The sequence below is a fragment of the Neobacillus sp. BF23-41 genome, from assembly GCF_041106275.1.
Genome location: NZ_JBGBPR010000004.1, coordinates 89,127 through 105,720, shown reverse-complemented (window position 1 = coordinate 105,720; position 16,594 = coordinate 89,127). Strand labels below are relative to the sequence as shown.

The following is a 16,594-nucleotide window of genomic DNA, read 5'->3' as shown; positions in this document are numbered from 1 at the left end:
TTACACATTTGTCATTCTTCTTATCTCGCAAATTAGAGAATAATTTGCAGGACTTAGCACCTTTTCAATAGCGAGCCATTGATGGTTGCTGAGGTGTCTTCGGGCCATTCCCTCAACCTCTCTTGATAAGAAAGTAATATTTAGATTATTTATAAAATTTACTACAATTCCATGGGAGTGTCAATTACTTTTTATAAAACCTTATTATAATGAGGAAATTAGAGTTAAATATCCGATCATTAAAATATAATCATTCTTTATGAAAAATAGTTGACACTGATAGTATGAGGATATATTATAAATTTATCACATGTTCGTAATAAAGAACTTATATAGAGTATTATATAGGTAATAAGTTATAAAACTAATTAGATTCAGACCATTTTATTAAAATAATACTATAAATAGGGGACTTTAAATTCGATTGAATTTCCTTATAGTTAAGTACGGGCTCGGTGTTCTTTTTAGTGAACTGATAAAAGAATCTTAAAATAATAGATAATAATAATTTGTAGCCAGGCAGGAGGAAAAGATGAGCGCGATAGCCGGAATTTATCATTTAAATGATGAACCTATCAATCTAGAGCACGGAAATCGAATAATGAAAGAATTAGAAAAATATCCGGCTGATGATATTCAAACCTGTCATAGTGACAAAGTCTTCCTTGGCTGCCATGCTCAATGGATTACACCTGAGTCAGTAGGTGAAAAACTTCCATACTATGATCATGAACGAAAGTTAGCGATTACTGCTGATGCTATTATTGATAATCGAGACGAATTATTTGAGAGATTACAAGTTGATAAAAGGAAAAGAAAAGATATTACTGATAGTGAACTAATCTTACTTTCTTATCATAAATGGGGAGAAGAGTCTCCGAAATATTTAGTAGGTGATTTTGCCTTTATGATTTGGGATGAGAGGAAACGAAAACTTTTTGGGGCGAGGGATTTCTCTGGAGTTCGAACCCTATACTTTCTACGCAATCGACAAAAATTTGCATTTTGTACTGTCATACACCCTTTATTTTCTTTACCTTATATTGAAAAGGTAATGAACGAACAATGGCTCGCACAATTTCTGGCCATATCGGGACCTGTAGGTGAAGTAGATACATCTCTTACTCCATATAAAGATATAGAACAATTACCTCCCTCACATTGCATAACGATAGTTGGAGATAAGATAAATATTACAAGATATTGTAAATTAACATTGAGTGAACCACTAAAACTAAAGTCAAACGGAGAGTATGTAGAAGCTTTTCAAGAGGTATTTCAAAAAGCTGTAAAATCATGTTTGCGAACTTACCTTGGGGTTGGATCACAATTGAGCGGAGGGTTAGATTCTGGTTCAGTTGTTAGCTTTGCTAAAAAAACTTTAGGAACGGAAAAACCATTACATACTTTCAGTTATATCCCAGCCAAGGATTTTATAGATTATACACATAAGTATTTAATGCCTGATGAAAGACCATTAATTCAGTCAACCGTAAATTACGTAGGTGGAATCAAGGATCACTATTTAGATTTTGAAGGCAAAAATTCTTATTCTGATATCGATGACTTTATAGATATTTTAGAGATGCCATACAAATTCTTTCATAATTCATTTTGGAGAAAAGGAATGTATGAGAAGGCCCAAGAGGAAGGGATAGGAGTATTGTTAATTGGTGGGAGAGGTAACTTAAGCATATCTTGGGGACCTGCCTTAGAATATTACGCTATCCTTTTAAAGAAAATGAAGTGGATTCGTCTTATCCATGAGCTAAACCAATATAGTAAAAAAACGGGAGGACCAAGGTTAAGTAGGCTTCCTGAGTTAACCAGAATAGCGTTTCCGTTTATTGATCGAGTCTTTCCAGAAGAGACAATATATACAGAACCCCAAATAATAAACAAAGAGTTTGCTATCCGGACGAACGTTTATAACAAACTTAAAGACTATGGTATTGATCAAACAGGGTGGTTCTCCACAAAAAATGTGTACGAACAAAGAGTTAGACACTTTGAAGATGTTTTTCATTGGAATTCGACTAATACACTCTCTGCTAAATTATCTTTACGTTATGCAGTACAGGAACGGGATCCCACTAATGATTTAAGAGTAGTCCGTTTTTGTTTATCAGTACCAGAGGAACAATTTGTTCAGAATGGTTTAGATCGAGCTCTTGTCAGGAATTCCACAGAGAATTATTTACCTGATAATGTTAGGCTAAATCAAAGTATACGAGGTGTACAGGGGGCAGATTGGGTTCATCGGATGGTTCCATACTGGGACAACTTTAAAGATGAGCTTCGACAACTTAGTACAGATAAAAGAATTATAGAATACTTAAATAGCGAAGTGATAAAGACAGCTATGTTAAAAGTTGAAGAAGGAGCTCGGCCAGAATTTGCTACTGATTATAATTATAGAATTTCGATGCATAGTTTAATTCTTTATCGATATCTTAATCAATTTGCTTGAAAGGGGGTGAGAATATATGAAAAAGGATTGGCAAAAACCTGTATTAGAAGTGCTTGATGTAAGTATGACACTGGCTAATACTAACAACCATACTCAACTGGATAGAGATTATCCGGCTGGTACAAAAGATGGTAAAATATGGAGTTGATATAGATTACCGATTGTTCAAATCTGCTTGGATTTCGTACATATGGAACCACGTAGATTGTGGTAATCATTAGATTTACATGTAAAAGCCCTTATACGTGAATTAGAGTATAAGGGCTTTTAAATAACCATGAAATATTGGAGTGGAAATAATGTTAGGAGTTAAACAAAAACTAATTTATAAAGCTTTTGGCTTAACAGTAGCAAGTGATCTTTATTTTCCTGAATTAGTTATGATGAGTGAACAATTGGAATTGATAGATATTGAGATAAAAATTGATGATATAACTAATTTATATTTTGAGCTATCCGATGGACCAAATAAATTTGTGGTCAATGAGAATTTAGTTATGTTTCAAATTTCGGATATTGCAACATTTAGTATACAAGATGGAAAAAAAATAACTGTTTCACCTATGAAAGACGCGGATGAAGATCAAATCCGACTTCTTATACTTGGCACTTGTATGTGTTCGATTTTAATGCAAAGAAAAATATTGCCGTTACACGGCAGTTCAATAGCCATTAATGGCAAGGCATATGCCTTTATTGGAGATTCAGGTGCAGGTAAATCTACACTGGCCTCCGCATTCTTAAGCGAAGGTTTTAATATTTTAAGTGATGATATTATTGCTGTATCATTTTCAAAAGATGGCTTTCCAATCGTTACTCCATCTTATCCGCAGCAAAAGCTATGGCAGGATAGTCTAAATAATTTTGGAATGGAGGCAAATAATTTCCGCTCGATTTTTGGTAGAGAAACGAAATACAGTGTTCCAGTTACCTCAGGATACGTTTCAACCCAACTACCACTTGCTGGTATCTTTGAATTAGTTATATCTGAAAATAAAGATACTAAACTTCGTAAAATTGAAAATCTTGAAAGATTTTCTACACTATTTACTCATACATTCCGAAATTTCCTACTTAGAGATTTAGGGCTAATGGACTGGCATTTCCATACAACTGCAGGAATCCTTAATAAAATAGATATATATCAATTGCAACGGCCTATTTATGGATTTAGTGCAACTCAATTAGTATCGATAATATTAAATGCCGTAAATAAAGGAGATTAAGTAATGATTAAAAATAAAGGAATTTCATTAAATAAAATTGTTGTCCAAGTTAAAGGAAATATCGTTAGTGATATGGGTGGAGAAAAAGTAATGTTAAGTGTTAAAAATGGAAAGTACTACAATTTAGGTGAAATTGGTGGAGAGATTTGGGATTTAATTGAAGAAAAGATTCCTGTTAATCAATTAATATCACTATTAAAATCAAAATATAATGTTGTCCAAACCGAGTGTGAAGAACAAGTCATTTCATTTTTATACCATTTAGTTGAAGAGGGTTTAATTGAAATATCAGACAATTAATCTAATAACCTATAATTTATGAATAAGTAGGGAACTTTCAAATGAAAATATTTAAAAGGGTAAGATACTTTTTGTTTTTTGATACAAAAACAAAGCTACTATTGGTGGAGGCATTTATTTTCCTTGGCTGGGCACGTGTTCTTAAAAGCATGTCATTTTCAAAAGTTGCTTCTTCTTTAGGTGAGCAAATGAATGAAACATCATTAAATATAGATGATCTAAATAGAAAACTTCTTAAGCAAATTTCACAAGCAGTTAATATGATGAGTAGGTATACTCTTTGGGAAAGTATGTGTCTAGTTAAGGCAATTGCAGCAATGAAGATGTTGGAAAGACGTAATATAGAAAGTACGATTTATTTAGGAACAGCCAAGGATGAAACAGGAAAAATGATTGCTCATGCATGGCTGCGCAGTGGCCCATTGTATTTAACAGGAGCTGAAGAAATGGAACGGTTTGTTGTTGTTAGCAAATTTGCCAAAAAAGTAATTAAGAAATAAAGGGGAAAGTCATGGAAAATAATTTCAGTCTCGATCTTGCTCTAATCCCTAAAGAATTAAAATTAATTCTAGAAATAATAAAGATAGAAGATGTTGAGAGATTTCAGGCTAACTCAAGTGACTGGTTTAAAGATATTGATTGGAAGCTTTTTCTTGAATTAGCTATACATCATCGGGTATATCCGATATTATCTTTGAAAATAAAAAAATTTGATGTAAATTTAATTCCCCCAAATGTCATTCAAATTTTAAATCTAACATATAGGAAGAATACGTTACAAATGCTACATCTTAGCAGTGTAATGGTGGAGATATGTAAAATATTTAATGACAATCAGATAAAACTACTAGTTTTAAAAGGCCCCATTCTTGGAGAAGACCTTTACGGAGATGTTTCCAAACGGACTTCGGGTGACCTAGATGTTCTGATTCCAATAGATGATTTAGCTAAGGTAGAGGAACTTTTAATACAGTTAGGATATGAAAAAGATGATTATATCCAAACGGTATTAAATGATTGGACATGGAGGCATCATCATGTAACATATTTCCATCCTCAAAAGAACATCAAATTAGAAATTCATTGGAGACTAAATCCTGGCCCGGGAAAAGAACCGCCTTTTATAGAATTATGGAAACGAAAAAGAGTAAGTGCATTAACAAGTTATCCTGTCTATTATTTAGGGAGAGAGGATTTATTTTTATTTCTAGTTTCACATGGTGCACGACATGGTTGGTCACGCCTACGTTGGTTAATTGATATAAAGCAACTTGTTAAACAAAATATAAATTGGGTAAGTTTAGCAAAATTATTGAAAAAGCATCAGTTCCTTAATGTAGCAGGTCAGGCAATTGTTTTGTGTTCCCAACTATTAAGCATTTCAATTACAAAAGAAATGAAACCATTAATAAAAGGGAAACATCCCAAAATGTTAGCTCAGGCAGCAATCTTTTATTTGGAAAGGATGGTTAATTTACACACTGATCCTGTTCCAGCGGATATTTCCAAGTATCATAAACGTCATTTAACTTCCTTAATGTCAAGGCAGCAAAGAATTTTCTTTATTATTAGTTTTTTGTATCCTTACCCTGAGGATGCTGAGACTCTTCCATTACCCGAATACCTTCACTTTTTATATTTTCCTTTACGTCCCTTTTTATGGGCTTGGAGGAAAACAAAGAGCCATGCGATATCTTAGGAGGATATGGAAATGAATCATGTGTTATATTTTGCGAAACAAATACATTCTTTTTCTGGACGAATTCTTTATATCAATCTTATAGGCATGGTCTTAATTAGTTTATTTGAGGGTGTAGGAATTTTAATGCTTATCCCGTTGATAAATCTCACAGGGGTATTAGATGTAAACTCCCAGTCTGCTGAAATACTATCCTGGATGTCTTCTGTAATTCATAAATTTCCAAAAATATTGAGTTTGTCCTTAATACTTGTGTTTTATTTCCTAATAATATTGTCTCAAAGTTATTTAGAGAGAAAACAAACAGTCTTAAATGTTAAAATTCAACAAGGCTTTATTCGTTATTTGCGTGAGGAAACCTATAAAACATTATTACAATCAAATTGGACCTTTTTTTTAAACAAAAGAAAATCAGATATTATCAATTTAATGACGGCAGAAATTACACGTGTAAGTGGCGGAACAAATTTGTTCTTACAGCTTTTAACTTCACTGGTATTTACCTTGATACAGTTAGGGATTGCCTTTTGGTTATCAACCAAACTGACTATATTTGTCCTGTTCTTTGGTGTAGCAATTTTCCTTTTTACTAAAAAATTTATAAAAAAATCAAATTCATTAGGTAATGAAACCTATGAAATATCCCAAATGTTTTTAGCAGGTATTACAGATCAATTTAATGGCATAAAGGACATTAAAAGTAATATGCTTGAGGAGTCCCATTTATTGTGGTTCCGAAGCATTAGTAAAAGAATGGAACATAATATAGTAAAGTTAATAGAATTGAATACCATTTCACAATTTACATATAAGGTAGCTTCAGCATTCCTTATAGCAATCTTTATGTTCTTTTCTATAAAAATGTTACAAGCTCAACCAGCAGAGCTAATCTTAATAATTATGATTTTTTCAAGATTATGGCCACGGTTTAGTGGAATTCAATCTAATTTAGAACAATTAGGATCAATCTCACCTGCCTTTACGGCATTGATAGATTTACAAAAGCAATCTAAGGATGCAAAAGAACTAGATGTAGGAGACTTTTATAATGTAAAACCAATTCTTATTAATACAGGGTTAGAGTGCAGGAATGTTAATTTTCGGTATAATCAGAGGGAGCCTAACTATGCTTTACAAAATATTAATTTTCAAGTACCTGTAAATAGAATGACAGCGATTGTCGGCAGGTCAGGTGCTGGCAAGAGTACATTAATAGATATAATTATGGGGTTAAATCGCCCTGAGACTGGCCAAGTTTTAATCGATGGGAATGCTCTCACTGGTGCTAATTTACTTTCTTTTAGGAAATCAATCAGCTATGTACCACAGGATCCCTTTCTGTTTAATGCTACAATACGAGAAAATTTATTGATTATTGATCAGAATGCAAGTGAAGAAAAAATTTGGGAGGCACTAGAATTCTCAGCAGCGGCTGATTTTGTAAAAAATCTACCTAATGGACTTGATACGCTCATTGGTGATCGAGGGATAAGGATTTCGGGAGGAGAACGACAAAGGTTAGTTCTAGCTCGAGCCATATTACGTAAACCATCTATTCTTGTATTAGATGAGGCAACAAGTGCCTTAGACACTGAAAACGAGTCTAAGATACAAGAGGCTCTAGATAGACTCAAAGGAACAATGACTGTTATAGTCATCGCCCATCGACTTTCAACCATAAGAAATGCTGATCAGGTAATTGTATTAGAACAAGGAGAAATCATACAACAAGGACAATTTAGCCAACTAGCAAATGAAAAAAGAGGAATGTTTAGAAGCTTACTAAAAAAACAAATGGGAGTTAGTGTTTGATGGTAATTTAGGCATCTTAATACAATTCAAAGTTATTGAATATCATTAAATTTATAATTGACATGTTCTTAATAAGGAACTAATATAATGACTATAGAGTTATTATTTAGATTTTTTTATATTAATTCAAAGAAGTAAAGAGATATAAAATATATTTTTTGTATTATTGTTCTATATTCAGAACATGATTGACATGTCCTACAAAAAAGGTGGTTTAATGAATAGCTTAAATGAAAGTAATGGTGACAGAAAAAAAGCAAAGGAAATTAATTTAAAAGAGTTATTTGCAGTAATAAAAAGGCGTTTTTGGATCATTGCATTGGTTTCAGTTTTAGCTGGAATAGTGGGAGTGCTTTTAAATAATACCTCCGTAACTCCAATGTATATGTCCTCTTCAAGAATTATCATCGGGGCAGATGAAGAATCAAGGAAAACCCTACAGGTTATTGTGAAAGACTCGGTTATTTTAGAAAAAGTTGTAAAAAAACTAAGGCTAACGAGATCTGCGGAAGCCCTAGCAGGACAAATTACTGTTGCGAGCGTTGAAACGTCTCAGGTAGTGAGTATTAGTGTGGTAGATCCTGATCCAAGTCAGGCAGCAAAAATAGCTGATACGACTGCTCAAATTTTCAGGGATGAGGTACCGAATATAGTTGGTAAAGATTATGTTCGCTTATTATCAAAAGCTAAAGTTAATACAATATCTATTAATCCTAAAAATAATAATAAAATCCTATTTTTAATTATTGGTGGTTTAGCAATTGGCATCGGGATAGCATTTTTATTGGAGTCTTTAGATGACAAAATAAGAAAAGAAAACGATATCGAATCCTTACTTGGTCTTCCTGTATTAGGGAGAATCCCAAAAGTAAACAAAAGAATGGTAAAGAAGAAAACAAAAAGTATGAAGTTTGAACTTGAAACTAGGAGTGAGAATATTGATCTTTAATAAATTTAGAAGAAAGTCATCAATAAAGAAAAAAACGATCATTACATACTCTCATCCCGAATCAATAATATCTGAACAGTTCAGAATGATTCATACTAATATTAAGTTCATGATGTCCGAGCTGCAAAGTCGCACTTTTTTAATTACTTCATCCAGTGATGGAGAAGGGAAATCTATGGTTGCAACAAACCTTGCTGTCTCAATGGCTCAGCAGAAGAAAAAAGTTCTCTTAATAGATGCTAATTTAAGACGGCCGGCTTTACATTCCTTCTTCAAAACAGCCAATGCGGAGGGATTAACGGATGTTCTGACAGGTAGATTATCCTTTTCTGAGGCTGTTTATCATACTGAAGTTTGGAGGCTAGATCTCTTATCAAGCGGTGTGGTTCCATTTAATCCAGTTGAATTAATTGGTTCACAGATGATGCAGGATCTCCTTAAAAAGGCAGAACAAAATTACGATGTTATTATAATAGATTCTAATTCAGTGCTAGAGGTTACAGATACTAAGCTACTTGCAAACCAATGTGATGGAGTCATACTAGTAATTCAAAATGGTAAAACGAAATTAGAAAAAGCGGCCGAAGCAAAAAAAGTACTTAAGTATGCCAAAGCAAAGGTTGTAGGAGCAGTTTTAAATCAATAGTCCTATTAAATTAGAAATTTTTTTAATAATCTTGTTCGTTATTAGAAACAAAAATGTATTTTTTATCGTTGAGTGAAATTTGGAGATGTCTCCTTTCCAATATCAATGGAGGCACTCGGTCATACTGTGGGTCAGGGAACCTTAGACGCTAGTCGTCGATAGTATGATGTGAGGAGGGGTTAGATGCCCCACATTAAATAAAATGGTTAAGTATGTGTTCTTTTGAACAAAGTACATTTACTTAACCATTTTAAATTGAAGGAGTTATGACATGAATATTGATCGCTTCCCCAAATCAATTAAAAAAGCAGTTAGGTATATTAAGCAAGAGGCAACAAAAGATCAATTAGAAGATATTAAGAGACTAATAGATAATGCGATCAAGCAAAGACATCGTAGAGTCAATTGAATTTGGAAAGGAGAAAAATTATGACTTACCGACAACGAATGTCTTTCTTTATCTTTGTTGATTCATGTATCGTTTTAACGGCTATTTTTGGTAGTTGTTTTTTAGTGGATGGAACCATCAAGGTTATTACCTTTCATATTGTGTTAAGTTCAATTGTCATTTTATTAAGTCATTATTTGCTGTCATTTAAATTTCATCTATATAAAAAAGCTTGGGAATATGCCAGTGTGGGAGAATTGTTAAGCATTTTAAAAATAGTGTCAATTTCAATCTTTGTTGCAGCAGTTGTCCAACAAATAATTGTTCAGGAAATATATGTCCGTCTTTTGGCAGTAACGTGGTTACTGAATATGTCTTTCATTGGAGGTTCACGTTTCTGCTGGCGAATGCTAAGGGATTCACAGCTTAATAAAATGGTTAATAAAAAACGAACGCTCATCGTAGGTGCCGGATCAGCAGGAACCATGGTTGCAAGGCAATTATTAAAAAATAATGAGGCGGATTTATTGCCAGTGGCATTTATCGATGATGATGTAAAAAAGCATAAGCTTGATATTTTAGGAATCCCCGTGGTTGGAGGTATCAACAAAATCGAGTCGGTAGTTTCGAAAAATGATATTGAAAATATAGTGATTGCCATTCCATCACTTTGTAAAAAAAAGTTGAATACTATTTTTCTGGAATGTGCCAAAACAAATGCTAAAACACAAATTTTACCTTTGCTGGAAGACTTAATGACAGGGAAAGTGTCAGTAAGTCAATTTCGTGATGTACAAGTAGAGGATTTACTTGGAAGAGAACCAGTTGAACTAGATATGAATAGTATTTCAGATAATATCACGAATAAGGTCGTTTTGGTTACTGGTGCAGGAGGGTCGATTGGATCGGAAATTTGCCGGCAAATATCGATTTTTAATCCAAAGAAACTTATTTTATTAGGACATGGTGAAAATAGTATATATTCGATAGAAATGGAATTAAAGGAAGCGAATAAACATACTGAAATTGAATTCATTCCAGTGATTGCGGATATACAAGATGAGAAGAAATTGATGTCGGTTATGAGTACATACCAACCTGATATTGTCTATCATGCGGCGGCTCATAAGCATGTACCTTTAATGGAGGCTAACCCAGAAGAGGCGGTCAAGAATAACATCATTGGAACAATGAATGTTGCAAATGCTGCCAGCTGGACTGGAGTGAAGACCTTCGTGATGATCTCAACAGATAAAGCAGTGAATCCAACCAGTGTAATGGGAGCAGCAAAAAAGCTTGCCGAAATGATTATCCAACATATGGACAATGAATGTAATACCAAATTTGTTGCCGTTCGTTTTGGTAATGTATTAGGAAGCAGAGGCAGTGTGATTCCGCTATTTAAAAAGCAAATTGAAAAAGGCGGTCCTGTGACAGTTACCCACCCTGAAATGGTTCGTTACTTTATGACGATCCCAGAAGCATCAAGGTTAGTACTTCAAGCAGGGGCCCTAGCAAGTGGAGGAGAAATTTTCGTATTAGACATGGGAGACCCTGTAAAAATTGTTGATTTAGCTAAAAACCTCATCAAACTCTCAGGCAATACTATTGAGGAAATTGGCATTGAATTTTCAGGAATAAGACCTGGAGAAAAGCTATTTGAAGAATTACTAAAAGAAGAAGAGGTTCATGAGCAACAAATTTATCCAAAGATTTATATTGGAAAAACGTCTGACCTATTAATTCAAGAAATAGAGGAAATTGTTCTAACATACTCTAGCCTAAATAAAGACGAAATTAGGGAAAGGCTAATTGATCTTGCGAATTATAAAGTAATGCCAAAATCAAAATTATCAGTCTCAGTTTAAAGGAGTTAATAAAATGAAAGTTAGAAAAGCGATTATACCAGCAGCTGGACTTGGAACAAGATTTCTTCCAGCGACAAAAGCAATGCCAAAAGAAATGCTGCCTATCGTTGATAAGCCAACTATTCAATATATAGTAGAAGAAGCCGTTGAATCAGGGATTGAAGACATTATTATCGTAACTGGTAAAGGGAAAAGAGCAATAGAAGACCATTTTGATAATTCTTTCGAATTAGAACAAAACTTATTGGAAAAAGGAAAGCTAGAGCTCTTAAATGAAGTGCAAAAGTCTTCGAAAATGGTAGATATTCATTATATCCGTCAAAAAGAACCGAAAGGATTAGGTCATGCGATTTGGTGTGCTCGCAAGTTTATCGGTGATGAACCATTTGCTGTACTGCTTGGCGATGATATTGTTCAAGCTCAAACACCTTGTTTAAAGCAGTTAATTGACCAGTATGAAAGATATAATGCATCCATTCTTGGGGTACAAACAGTTCATGACAATGAAGTATCTAGGTATGGAATTGTGGATGGGAAGAATATTAATAATCGATTCTACAGTGTAAATAGCTTAGTAGAAAAACCTAAACAGGATGAGGCTCCATCGAACCTCGCTATCCTTGGCCGATATATTCTTAGTCCTAGAATTTTTGACATATTAAGTGAACAACAACCTGGCGCCGGTGGGGAAATACAACTAACAGATGCTATCGCTGCTTTAAATCAACATGAAGCTGTATATGCCTATGATTTTGAGGGAGTACGCTACGATGTAGGTGAAAAAATGGGCTTCATTCAAACAAGTATTGAATTAGCTTTACAGCGTGAAGATTTAAGGACACAGTTATTAGACTACATTTCATCTGTTCTTGAAAAAGAGCTGATTAGGTAGTTCGATAAAAAAGGATGGAAGATAAAATGCAAAAGAGGGTTCTGTTCTGTGCAACAGTGGATTATCACTTTAAAGCTTTTCATTTACCATATTTAAAATGGTTTAAAGAACAGGGATGGGAAGTACATGTTGCAGCATCTGGTGAATTGAAACTTCCTTATGTGGATAAGAAATTTACTATTCCCGTTCAAAGATCACCTTTTCATAAAATGAATCTAAAAGCTTATGATGAGCTGAAAAAAATTATCGAGGATCACCAATATAGTATTATTCACTGTCATACCCCTATGGGCGGAGTCCTTACCAGGTTAGCAGCAAGGAATACAAGAAAGCATGGAACAAAAGTCATGTACACAGCACATGGCTTTCATTTCTGTAAAGGAGCACCATTAGTAAACTGGCTTCTTTATTATCCAATAGAAAAAGTCCTGTCTACTTTAACAGATTGTCTTATCACGATTAATCAAGAAGATTATATTTTAGCAAAGTCTCATCGATTTAAGGCGGAATTAATCAAACAAGTGCACGGTGTTGGTGTGAATACTGAAATTTTTAAACCTGTGGAAGACTCACAAAAAAATAGATTAAGAGAATCATTAGGCTATAAGCCTAATGATTTTTTAATGTTTTATGCCGCTGAATTTAATAAAAACAAAAACCAGAAATTGCTAATCGAATCCTTAGCTCTCGTTAAAGATGAGGTTCCAAATGCAAAACTTTTATTAGCGGGAGAAGGGCTTTTATTAGGAGAATGCCAAGAACTTGCTCGAAAATTTAAGGTTGATGACATGATTGATTTCCTTGGGTTTAGAAATGATATCGAAGATCTGCTAAAAATGAGTGATATAGCCGTTGCATCTAGTCTTAGAGAAGGCCTTCCAGTAAATATAATGGAAGCCATGGCCTGCGGCCTGCCAGTAATTGCAAATAATAACAGGGGGCACAGGGAATTAGTACAGAATGACAAAAATGGTTGGCTCATTGAGAATCAGTCAGCTGATTTTGCAAAAAAAATTAAGCTAATAGCACATAATAGGGAATTGAAAAATGAACTAGGCTTAAATGGACGTAAACAGATCATGTCGAATTTTAGTATCCAAAAGGTTTTAGATGAGAAAAGTGATATTTACCGAAGTTATATGAATGAAATGGAGGATATAATGTGGGCAGTCCATTAAGGATCTTGCATATTGTTGTCAATATGAACCGAGGTGGTGCAGAAACATTAATTATGAATCTGTATCGAAATATAGATAGGTCTAAGGTTCAATTTGACTTTTTAACATGTAAAGAGGGGGTATTTGATAAAGAAATCAATGAGTTGGGTGGCAGGGTACATCGCATTCCGTATATAAATGATGTTGGTCATTTTCAATATATAAAACATTTAAATAAATTTTTTAACATTAACAAACAATATAAGATTGTACATTCCCACATGGATAAGATGAGTGGAATCGTCCTAAGGGCTGCAAAAAAGGCTGGAATTCCATATAGAATCTCACATAGTCATAACACTAATAGTGAGGGTGGATTATTCGCGAAATGTTATAAGTGGTACGCGGGAGGTTTTATTAAGAAGTGTGCATCCGATTTAATTGCCTGCTCTACCGATGCTTCTAACTGGTTATTTGGTCCAAAAACTGTTGATGCATTGATATTAAAAAATGGCATTGATTATGAAAAGTTTAAATACTCAACCGAGGTAAGTAAACTTGTGCGTGAGGAATTAAAGTTAGATCAAGATGATTTAATAGTGGGCCACGTAGGAAGATTTTGCCATCAAAAAAACCATGAGTTTTTGTTGGACATTTTCTCCGAAATAATAAAAATTAACGCTAATTCTTATCTCCTCTTAGTTGGAGATGGTCCATTAAAGACTAGCATTGAAAAAAAAGCAGTGCAGAAGGGTCTGCTCGATAAAGTAAAGTTCTTAGGTTTAAGAAGTGACATAAACAGGTTATTACAAGCTTTTGATGTGATGTTATTTCCATCTCTCCACGAAGGATTGCCAGTTACCCTAATTGAGGCTCAGGGAGCGGGTTTACCATGTGTAATTTCTGATGTCATAACAGATGAAGTAGATATTGGAGCTAATTTAATAAGCTATGGAAATATTAATAATCCCACAAAATTATGGGCAGAGAAAGTTATGTCTTTAAAAAAGTGTTACAAAGATACCTCCAGTTTTATTAAAGATAAAGGATTTGATATTAGACAAACTGCTACATGGCTTCAAGATTATTATATGCATCTTATACCGATCGAGGATAATGAAAAGACTACGTCTGATTTTCAAATTGTATCCTATAAAGGTGTTCAGGGTTAGGAGTATTAAAAAATGTCTAAGATATCATGTTGTATAAGATTAGGAGAGGTTCCTCTTCATCTTTATAATATTACTGCTGGATTTCAAATCCTTAAAAGGAATGGAATTATTGACTTAAAGGTAGAGAAATTAAATACGAAAGAAAAATTACCCTACAATATGATGGAAGTAATTATAAATAATCAATACCGTGTTTTATATGATGTAAATGATGGATACGATAATCTTTTAACCGAAAATCAAGACTACGTTGAATTTATGAATAACCTTTTAGCGAATTTCGATTTTTATTTCAAAAGAAGCTTTAGTAACAAATATAATGAAAAATTAAATATCAACAATAAAATGTTTCCACTTGGGTTAAACTATATGGTTACTATCCCTGGGAATATTTCACATTCACCTACGAGGCAAGATCCTAAAAAGGAAAAGATTAAAAAAATTGTTCGAATGTTACCTTTCTCTGAATATTATAATGGCCAATACTATGTAGAATCTTTTGAGGAAATTCCCATTAGAGATACTAATGCAAAGATTCTTTTTATGGCAAGACTATGGGATGTAAATGGTGACACAAATAATGGAATCTCTTTAGAAAAAAAAGATGAACGTATGTTTATTAATGAACTTCGAGTAAAGTGTATTAGATTGTGCAGACAAGAATTTGGTGACAAATTTTTTGGCGGAATATCACCAACAAGGTTTTCATTTGAAAATTATCCAGATGTCATAATAAATGATAAAGCGATTACGAAGCGGAACAATTATATAAAAAAAGTAAAAGAATCTTCAATTTGTGTTGCAACAATGGGATTACATGAATCTATTGGTTGGAAATTCACAGAATATATTGCAGCAAGTAAGGCAATTGTAACGGAAGAATTGCACTATGAAGTACCAGGAAATCTTTTGAATGAAAATAATTACCTTACTTTTAGGACCGCGGAAGAATGTGTTGAACAAATATTTAAGTTATTAAACAATGATGATTTAAGATATCAAATGATGATAAATAACTTTAATTACTATCATCAGTTCGTGAGGCCTGATAGATTGGTGCTAAATAGTATTATGACTGTATTTAATAAAGGAGGTAATAAGCATGAAGCCAACCCTAACCATATTTACACCTACATATAATCGTGCTTATACTCTGCATTTGTGCTATGAAAGTTTAAAAAGGCAGACTTCTAAAGATTTTATCTGGTTAATAATTGACGATGGATCAACTGATAATACAAGACAATTAGTTGAAAAATGGGAGTCAGAGAACGTTGTTCCATTACGTTATTACTTTCAACAAAATCAGGGAATGCACGGTGCACATAATATTGCATACGAATTAATTGATACAGAACTTAATGTATGCATTGATTCTGATGATTATATGCCTGATGATGCTGTTGAAAAAATAACTTTGTATTGGAAAAAATTTGGCGGGGACAATTATGCAGGAATGATAGGATTAGATGCTAGTCCTGATGGAAAAGTAATTGGCACGAAAATGCCAAAGGATATAAAAGAATCAAGATTATCACATTTATATGCTAAATATAAAGTGAAGGGTGATAAGAAACTAGTCTATCGCTCAGAATTAACGAGAAAAACACCACCCTATCCAATTTTTCCTGGTGAAAAATATTGTCCGCTAAGTTATAAATACATTCTTATTGATCAAGAATATCCATTACTCGTTCTCAATGAAATCCTCTGTTATGTTGAGTATTTAGAGGATGGTTCAAGCATGAATATAATCAAACAATACAAAAAAAATCCAAGAAGTTTTTCTTTCTTTAGAAAGGTGGCAATGAGATATGCTCCTTCATTCAAAGAAAGATTCAGAGAATCTATCCATTATGTATCAAGCAATATAATGATAAGAAATACAAAATATTTAAAAGAGTCTCCTAATAAATTTACAACACTTCTTGCAACTCCACTTGGAATTGCTTTATATTTTTATATTTTAAATACAGGGAAGAAAACGATTTTAAAAAGTAGTTAGAGTAAAGAAG

General features: G+C 33.4%; 15 protein-coding genes and 1 riboswitch. All 15 genes read left to right on the top strand.

Features of this window, described 5'->3' with window-relative positions; all coding sequences use genetic code 11:
• Positions 1–17 precede the first annotated feature (17 nt).
• A riboswitch (SAM riboswitch) is annotated at positions 18–132 on the bottom strand.
• Between the two features lie 400 nt (positions 133–532).
• The 15 genes from AB7942_RS08535 to AB7942_RS08465 all read left to right on the top strand — a co-directional run bounded on the left by AB7942_RS08535 (position 533) and on the right by AB7942_RS08465 (position 16,584).
• A complete protein-coding gene (locus AB7942_RS08535; protein WP_369446518.1) occupies positions 533–2,470 on the top strand; it encodes a lasso peptide isopeptide bond-forming cyclase in 1,938 nt (645 codons plus the stop codon).
• 16 nt (positions 2,471–2,486) lie between these two features.
• Positions 2,487–2,618, top strand: coding sequence for a paeninodin family lasso peptide (locus AB7942_RS08530; RefSeq protein WP_369446517.1), 132 nt, complete (start codon positions 2,487–2,489; stop codon positions 2,616–2,618).
• Positions 2,619–2,769: 151 nt separating this feature from the next.
• Positions 2,770–3,696, top strand: a complete 927-nt coding sequence (locus tag AB7942_RS08525; RefSeq protein WP_369446516.1) for an aldolase — start codon at positions 2,770–2,772, stop codon at positions 3,694–3,696.
• A gap of 3 nt (positions 3,697–3,699) precedes the next feature.
• On the top strand, positions 3,700–3,996 hold the full coding sequence (locus AB7942_RS08520; protein WP_369446515.1) for a lasso peptide biosynthesis PqqD family chaperone: 297 nt from the start codon (positions 3,700–3,702) through the stop codon (positions 3,994–3,996).
• 41 nt (positions 3,997–4,037) lie between these two features.
• The gene (locus AB7942_RS08515; RefSeq protein ID WP_369446514.1) at positions 4,038–4,496 is read left to right on the top strand and encodes a lasso peptide biosynthesis B2 protein; all 459 of its coding nucleotides are present in this window, start codon (positions 4,038–4,040) and stop codon (positions 4,494–4,496) included.
• Between the two features lie 11 nt (positions 4,497–4,507).
• Positions 4,508–5,695, top strand: a complete 1,188-nt coding sequence (locus tag AB7942_RS08510; protein ID WP_369446513.1) for a nucleotidyltransferase domain-containing protein — start codon at positions 4,508–4,510, stop codon at positions 5,693–5,695.
• A 12-nt stretch (positions 5,696–5,707) separates the two neighbouring features.
• A complete protein-coding gene (locus AB7942_RS08505; protein WP_369446512.1) occupies positions 5,708–7,507 on the top strand; it encodes an ABC transporter ATP-binding protein in 1,800 nt (599 codons plus the stop codon).
• 217 nt (positions 7,508–7,724) lie between these two features.
• Positions 7,725–8,456, top strand: a complete 732-nt coding sequence (locus AB7942_RS08500; RefSeq protein WP_369446511.1) for a YveK family protein — start codon at positions 7,725–7,727, stop codon at positions 8,454–8,456.
• Complete coding sequence (locus AB7942_RS08495; protein WP_369446704.1) at positions 8,437–9,102, top strand: CpsD/CapB family tyrosine-protein kinase; 666 nt, start codon at positions 8,437–8,439, stop codon at positions 9,100–9,102. The genes AB7942_RS08500 and AB7942_RS08495 overlap by 20 nt, the downstream gene beginning before the upstream one ends.
• Before the next feature lie 429 nt (positions 9,103–9,531).
• The gene (locus AB7942_RS08490; protein WP_369446510.1) at positions 9,532–11,358 is read left to right on the top strand and encodes a polysaccharide biosynthesis protein; all 1,827 of its coding nucleotides are present in this window, start codon (positions 9,532–9,534) and stop codon (positions 11,356–11,358) included.
• Positions 11,359–11,371: 13 nt separating this feature from the next.
• Positions 11,372–12,250, top strand: coding sequence for a UTP--glucose-1-phosphate uridylyltransferase GalU (gene galU, locus AB7942_RS08485; protein ID WP_369446509.1), 879 nt, complete (start codon positions 11,372–11,374; stop codon positions 12,248–12,250).
• A gap of 26 nt (positions 12,251–12,276) precedes the next feature.
• Positions 12,277–13,428 carry a glycosyltransferase family 4 protein gene (locus AB7942_RS08480; protein WP_369446508.1) on the top strand — a complete coding sequence of 384 codons (1,152 nt, stop codon included), beginning with the start codon at positions 12,277–12,279 and terminating at the stop codon, positions 13,426–13,428.
• Positions 13,413–14,579 carry a glycosyltransferase family 1 protein gene (locus AB7942_RS08475; RefSeq protein WP_369446507.1) on the top strand — a complete coding sequence of 389 codons (1,167 nt, stop codon included), beginning with the start codon at positions 13,413–13,415 and terminating at the stop codon, positions 14,577–14,579. Before AB7942_RS08480 ends, AB7942_RS08475 begins: the two co-directional genes overlap by 16 nt.
• 12 nt (positions 14,580–14,591) lie before the next feature.
• Entirely contained in the window at positions 14,592–15,719 is a 1,128-nt protein-coding gene (locus AB7942_RS08470; protein WP_369446506.1) for a glycosyltransferase family 1 protein, read from the top strand.
• Positions 15,682–16,584, top strand: coding sequence for a glycosyltransferase family A protein (locus AB7942_RS08465; protein ID WP_369446505.1), 903 nt, complete (start codon positions 15,682–15,684; stop codon positions 16,582–16,584). Before AB7942_RS08470 ends, AB7942_RS08465 begins: the two co-directional genes overlap by 38 nt.
• Positions 16,585–16,594 lie beyond the last annotated feature (10 nt).